The sequence below is a fragment of the Catellatospora paridis genome, from assembly GCF_009720365.1.
GTDB classification, from domain to species: domain Bacteria; phylum Actinomycetota; class Actinomycetes; order Mycobacteriales; family Micromonosporaceae; genus Catellatospora; species Catellatospora paridis.
Genome location: NZ_ML769321.1, coordinates 128,040 through 134,759, shown reverse-complemented (window position 1 = coordinate 134,759; position 6,720 = coordinate 128,040). Strand labels below are relative to the sequence as shown.

The 6,720-nt window shown below is 69.4% G+C and carries 3 protein-coding genes; 2 read left to right on the top strand and 1 reads right to left on the bottom strand.

All coding sequences use genetic code 11. The annotated features are described in order from the left end of the window. Window positions 1-92: 92 nt before the first annotated feature. Window positions 93-3,653 carry a ThuA domain-containing protein gene (locus F9C41_RS24270; protein WP_155389144.1) on the bottom strand — a complete coding sequence of 1,187 codons (3,561 nt, stop codon included), beginning with the start codon at window positions 3,651-3,653 and terminating at the stop codon, window positions 93-95. A 456-nt stretch (window positions 3,654-4,109) separates the two neighbouring features. Between F9C41_RS24270 and F9C41_RS24265 the strand changes: the two genes are divergently transcribed. Beyond that, window positions 4,110-5,627, top strand: a complete 1,518-nt coding sequence (locus F9C41_RS24265) for a sugar ABC transporter ATP-binding protein (protein ID WP_230689962.1) — start codon at window positions 4,110-4,112, stop codon at window positions 5,625-5,627. Between the two features lie 55 nt (window positions 5,628-5,682). Next, window positions 5,683-6,687, top strand: a complete 1,005-nt coding sequence (locus tag F9C41_RS24260; protein WP_155389143.1) for an ABC transporter permease — start codon at window positions 5,683-5,685, stop codon at window positions 6,685-6,687. Window positions 6,688-6,720: the final 33 nt, after the last annotated feature.

Sequence of the window (6,720 nt, the reverse complement as noted above, 5' to 3'; positions counted from 1 at the left end):
CACCCTCACCCGGCCGGGGCGGGCTGCCCCCCCCCGGCCCGCCCGCCGCGGGCGCCGGCCCGGTCACCCAGGTGTGACCGAGCCGGCGGGTCTCATACCTGGGTGAGCCGCCACTGCTGGTTGGTGGCGGTGTGGCAGGTCCACTGGATGATCGCGGCGTTGTCCGCGGTGGAACTGCCGTTGACGTCCAGGCACTTGCCGCTGTGCACGGCCTTGAGCTGGTACACCCCGGCGGTCGAGGTGGTCACCGCCTGCCACTTCATGTTGTTGTTCGTGGTGCACGTCAGCTGCACCATGGCCGCCCCGTCGGCGGTCGAGCCGCCCGACGCGGCCAGGCACTTGCCGCTGTGCACCGCCTTGAGGTAGACGTAGCCGCCGCCCGCATCGACGGCCTGCCAGCGCTGGTTGTTGGCACCGGTGGCGGGCCACTGCACCACGGTCGCATTGTCCGCCGTGGACACGCCGCTGACATCGGCCAGCTTGCTGCTGTGCTGGGCCGTCAGGGTGTACGTCTTGCCGGCGATACCGCCGGTCGGGTTGGTGCCCACCCCGGCTCCGGCGAAGGTGAACGAGTCGACGTCGAAGCCGTTGTTCGCGCTCGACTTGAACACCATGTACAGCTTGTGCGTGCCCGACAGCGCCGCCACGCTCACGGCCGCCTGCTGGACGTAGGTGTCCCAGCCGCCGGTCGCCGCGATCGGGTTGGTCGCCAGCAGGGTGCCGGTCGGCGAGTCGGCGCGCAGCTCGATGCTGCCGCCGCCGCTCGGCGAGGAGACCCGGTAGCTGACGCTGGTGATGCCCTGCACGCTCATCGGATCGAACATGATCCAGTCGTTGTTGCTGACGTCGCCGATGCGGTTGCCGCTCTCGGCCCCCGCCTGGGCGATCACCCGGATGCCGGACTGGCTGGTGAAGTACTCCGCCTGCTTGTGCTTGGGCTGGAGCACCACGTTGGCGTATCCGGTCAGCCGCGCCACCGAACCGTTGCCGTTGTCCTGGTAACGGGAGTTGAGCAGGTAGAACAGGTTGGCCCCGTCCGGGTGGCCGCCGAGGTTGCCGGTGGCGATGGTGCCGGAGCAGCCGGGCAGGTCGGTGGTCGGGTGGGCGTGGTCGTCGTGGCCGAGCGCCGGGTTGGTGAACACCTGCGTGCAGTTGATCGTGCCGTCCTGCGCGTCGGTGACGCTGACGTTGTAGGCGACGTTCTGCCCGAAGTCGAGCATGCCGCCGTTCGGCGGCGACGTGATGTTCACGATCGGGGCGTTGTTGCCGACCGTGATGGGCACGTTGACGAAGGAGGACCGGCCGGTGTTGTCGGTGACGGTCAGCTTCGCGGTGTAGTTGCCGTTGGTGGTGTACGTGCGCGACGGGTTGGCGGTGGTGGAGTCGGTGCTGCCGTTGCTGTCGAAGTCCCACGCGTACGAGATGGTGTCCCCGGCGTCCGGGTCGTAGGAGCCGGCACTGGAGAACGCCACGTTCAGCGGGGTGAGCCCGTTGGTCGGGGTGCCGGTGGCCCTGGCGACCGGGGCGCGACCGCCGTGCACGTAGTCGATGCGGTAGAGCCCGGAGTCGTTGTTGCCGCCGCCGAACTCCGATCCCCATTCGAGCACGTACAGCGAGCCGTCCGGGCCGAAGCGCATGGCCATCGGCTTGATGAAGCCGCCACCCGGCAGGAACGGGTTGATCTTCACCAGGTTGCCCGAGCCGTCGAAGTGGATCTCCTTGATGAAGTTGCGCGACCACTCGTAGAAGAAGTGCACGCCGTTGTAGTACGCGGGGAACTTCGTCGCCGAGGTGCTGGCCGCGTTGTAGCGGTAGACCGGGCCGCCCATCGGGGCCGAGCCGCCCTCGCCCATCTCCGGGAAGGTCGGCGAGACGCCGTAGCCGTACCAGATCTGGGGCTGGACCAGCGGCGGGAGCACCCGCAGGCCAGTGTTGTTCGGCGAGTCGTTGACCGGGGCGTTGCAGTTGAACTTCGCCCCGACCACGCCGGTGTCCGGGTTGTACGGCGCGTACGCCTGGTTGTTGCCGTGGCAGAACGGCCAGCCGAAGTTGCCCGCCTGCTTGATCACGTTGAGCTCGACCAGGCCCTCCGGGCCCCGGTTGGTGGTCGCACCGCCCCGGTCGGGGCCGTAGTCGGCCAGGTTCACCCAGCCGGTCTGCATGTCGACCTCGAACCGGAACGGGTTGCGGAAGCCCATCGCGTAGATCTCGGGCCTGGTCTGTGCCGCGCCCGGCGCGAACAGGTTGCCGCTGGGGATGGTGTAGGTGCCGTTGCTCTCCGGGTGGATGCGCAGCAGCTTGCCGCGCAGGTCGTTGGTGTTGCCGGCGCTGCGGGCCGCGTCCAGGAAGCTCTTGCCGGGCCGCCAGTCGATGGGCGAATACCCCTGCCAGGCCGGGTCGAGGTTGGGCGGCGAGTCGTCGCCGGTGGACAGGTAGAGGTTGCCGCCGGGCCCGAACGCGACGTAGCCGCCGGTGTGGCCGGGCTCGCTGAAGGTGCGGTCGCGGTACGCGGGCACGCTGAGCAGGACCTGCTCACTGGCCAGGTCGAGGATGTCGCCGTTGACGGTGAACCGGGACAGCCGGTTGACGTCGGTCGCGCTGGACGCCGGCGAGTAGTAGAGATAGATCCACCTGTTGGTGGCGAAGTTCGGGTCGAGCGCCATGCCGACCAGGCCGTCCTCGCCGCCGGTGTAGACCGACAGCTGGGCCGACTGCACCGTCTGCTGTTGCGCGGGCTTGAACACGTTGAGCTTGCCGCCGCGCTGGACGTAGAAGACCCGCCCGTCGGGGGCGACGTCCATGGCCATCGGGTCGACCGTGTTGGAGTCGAGGGTGACCTTCTCGAAGTTGCTCCACACCGTGCCGCCGCAGTCGCCGGGCAGGTTGCCCGCCGCGTACCGCACGCCGCCCAGGATGTGGTTGCGGAAGTTGGTCTCGCTGTAGGACGCGTCGTCGTGGCCCATCGCGGTGGCCCACACCTTGCCGCCCTCGGCCTCACGGCACCAGGAGATCGGGTGGTCGGGGCCCATCGCCGCGCCGCCCGGGTTGTAGGTGCGCTCGTCGGCCGTCACCAGCACGTGGACCTGGCCGCGCGCGTTGACGTCGAAGTTGTACCACTCCTCGGTGCGCTGCCAGTTGTCCGGCAGGCCCGCCGTGGACGGGTGGACCTTGTCGGCGACCCGGGCGAAGCCCTGCAGCGAGCCGGGCGAGTGCTCGGGCATGTGCGCCCCGCCGTTGATCGTCGCGTCCCACCACGGGAAGGCCGACTCGATGCCCATGTCGGTGGCGTTGTGGATGGCCACGATGCCCTTGCCGCTGCGCAGGAAGTTCTGGGTGGCGGTGCGCTGGGCGTCGTTGTCGAAGATCATGCCGGAGGTCTGGAACATGACCAGCACGTCGAACGTGTTGAGGTTGGCGGTGTTCAGGACGGTGGAGTCCTCGCTGAACACGACCTCGAAGTTGTTGGCCGCGGCGAGCTGGTTGAACATCGTGGTGCCGGCGGCGATGGATCCGTGCCGGTAGCCGGCGGTCTCACTGAACACCAGCGCACGGAACGCCGGTGCGGCCGAGGCGGTGCTCGTGGGGAGCACGCTGACGGCTACTGCGGTGGCCAGCGCGAGGAACGCGCCAAGGACAGGTCTGCGGCGGCTCATGCCGTCTCCTTCATACCCCTAAAAGGACGGTCCGGGTCCGTCATGCGTCCGCCGCGACACATGACCGTGCAGCGCGCCCCGATGCCGGACAGGGATTCGGCATCGACAGATGTCAGCTCTGTTGCGGGTGGGCGCGAAGCCGAGCATGTATCGATTCAGTGGGGCTCGTCAATATTCTTTCGATGCCAGTTTTAAAAGAATCACTGAAAGTTTGTTGTCTGCCAAGCGAAACTACGGTCCGCCCGAGAGAAAGCCCAAAAACGTTCTACATAGCGCCTGCTAGATGCATCAATGCCGAACCGTGACCATTTCCGGCACGTAACAGGCTTGCTAGATCGAGCGTCAACGTTTAACGTCCGACGCCAAGACTTCCGATCAGGACAGCAAAAGTTCTTGCTACACCAACGAAAGTACGGGGAGCCTCCGGCCTCAACCCGAAACGATCGAGGAGGTGCGGTGCAGCCAGACAGTGACCAGCCACTGCTGCGGATGCGCGGGGTCGGCAAGTCGTTCTTCGGGGTACGCGTGCTCGACGACGTCGACCTCGACCTGCACCCCGGACAGGTGCACGCGCTGGTCGGCGAGAACGGCGCCGGCAAGTCCACCCTGATGAAGATCGCCAGCGGCGTGTACCAGCCCGATTCCGGCTCCCTGGAGCTGTCGGGACGGCCGGTGACGCTGCCGGATCCGCGGGCGGCGCAGACCGCCGGGATCGGCATCATCCACCAGGAGTTCAACCTGCTCCCGGAGCGCACCGTCGCCGAGAACGTCTTCCTCGGCCGCGAACCGATGCGCCGCGGGCTGGTGGACCGCCGGGCCATGCAGGCCCGCACCGCCGAACTGCTGGCGGGCATCGGCGAGGCCGCGATCGCGCCGCAGACCAGGGTCGGCCGGCTCAGCGTCGCCCAGCAGCAGGTAGTCGAGATCGTCAAGGCGCTCGCCCTGGACGCCCGGGTGCTCATCATGGACGAGCCCACCGCATCCCTGGCCGAGCATGAGGTCGAGCTGCTCTACGCCCTCGTCCGGCGGCTGCAGCAGCGCGGCATCGGCATCCTCTACGTCTCGCACCGGCTCACCGAGGTCTTCGACCTGTCCGGCCGGATCACCGTGCTCAAAGACGGCCGCCGCGTCACCACCCTCGACACCGCCGAGGCGACCGCGGACACCCTGGTCCGGCACATGGTCGGCCGCGAGCTGTCGCACTACTTCCCCGAGCGCGCCGTCCCCGGCAGCGCCGGGGCGTCCCGGTTGCAGCTGTCCGCCGCCGGCAACGGCCGCCTGCGCCCCGTCGACCTGGAGCTGCGGTCCGGCGAGGTGCTCGGCGTCGGCGGGCTGCAGGGCTCCGGCCGATCCGCGCTGGCCCGCGCCGTGTTCGGCATCGACGGCTTCCGCACCGGGCAGCTGCTGCTCGACGGCGTCCCGGTGCGGGTGCGCTCACCGCGCCAGGCCGTGCGGGCAGGCATCGCGTACGTCACCGAGGACCGCAAGGGCGAAGGCCTCGTGCTCAGCCAGTCGGTGCTCGACAACGCCCTGCTGGCCCAGCGTGCCGTGAACCCCCGCTGGTTCGCCCGCAACGCCCGCACCACCACCGTGCGCGAACTGCTGGACGCGGTGGAGGTGCACGCCGCGGGCACCGACCAGGAGATCCGCTACCTGTCCGGCGGCAACCAGCAGAAGGTGATCCTGGCCCGCTGGCTGGCGATGAAACCACGGGTGCTGCTGTTCGACGAGCCCACCCGCGGCATCGACGTCGGCGCGAAGGCCGCGATCCACGACCTGATCCGCAAGCTCGCCGCCGACGGCGCGGCCGTGCTGATGATCTCATCGGAGCTGCCCGAGCTGATCGGGATGAGCGACCGCATCGTCGTCATGCGCGACGGCGCCATCGCGGGCGAGCTGCCCGCCGGGTCGAGCGAGGAGGCCGTGATGAGCCTGGCCACCGGGGCCGCCACGAGCACGGAGGCGCCCGAATGAGCGAGCGAGTCAACAGGCACGGTGATGCCGCCGACGGGCGCAGCGAGGAGCGGGCATGAGCACGGACACCCTGCGCACCCGGCTGCGGCTGCCGCAGCTCGACGCCACCAACGGCGTATGGCCCGCCCTGGCCCTCGCGCTGATCGTCGGCGGCTCGCTGGTCGCCATCGACGGCGGCTCGCTGTTCACCGAGTCAAGCATGATCAGCCTGCTGCAGCGCGCCGCCGGACTCGGCATCGTCGCGGTCGGACAGACCATCGCCATCCTCGCCGGCTCGCTCGACCTGTCCGTGGCGTACGTGATCAGCCTGACGTCGCTGGTCGCCGCCGAGACGATGGCGGGCTCCGACGGCATGGTGCTCCCGGCGATCCTCGCCGTGCTGGCCGTGTCCGCCGCGATCGGGCTGCTCAACGGTCTGCTGATCACCAAGCTGCGGATCAACGCGTTCATCGCGACGCTCGGCGTCGGCCTGCTCGTCAAGGGCTACCTGGAACAGGGCTACGCCGGACCCGCGGGCAGCGTGCCCACCTCGTTCCAGCACCTGGGCTACGACCGGGTCGGCCCCGTGCCGCTGTCGTTCCTGCTGTTCGCCGCCGTGGCCGCCGCGGTCTGGTTCACCCTGCGCAGCACCCGCTACGGCCACCACCTCATCGCGACCGGCGGCGACCTCGACGTCGCCCGGCTGTCCGGGGTGCGCACCGACCGGGTGCTGATCCGCACCCACGTCATCTGCTCGCTGTGTGCCGGGATCGCCGGGCTCTACCTGGCCAGCCGGCTGGGCGCGGGCGCACCGCGGGTCGGCGCGGAGGGCGGCTACGACCTGGAGTCCATCGCCGCCGTAGTGCTCGGCGGCACCGTGCTCGCCGGAGGCCGGGGCGGAGTCACCGGCACCGTCGGCGGAGTGCTGCTGCTGGCCGTCATCGACGGCGTGTTCAACCAGCTCGAAGTCGACTCCTTCTTCAAACAGATGGTGCGCGGCGTGGTCATCGTCGCCGCGGTCGCGGTGTACGCGCTGCGCCTGCGCCGCACCTCCGACCGGCGGAAGGCGGCCGTGGCATGAGCGAGCGCAGCGAACGAGTCAGCAGGCCCGGTG

Bases quoted from the DNA above. Each gene is read 5' to 3' on its own strand.
- F9C41_RS24260 (WP_155389143.1), top strand. From the start codon at position 5,683: ATGAGCACGGACACCCTGCGCACCCGGCTGCGGCTGCCGCAGCTCGAC.
- F9C41_RS24270 (WP_155389144.1), bottom strand. From the start codon at position 3,653: ATGAGCCGCCGCAGACCTGTCCTTGGCGCGTTCCTCGCGCTGGCCACC.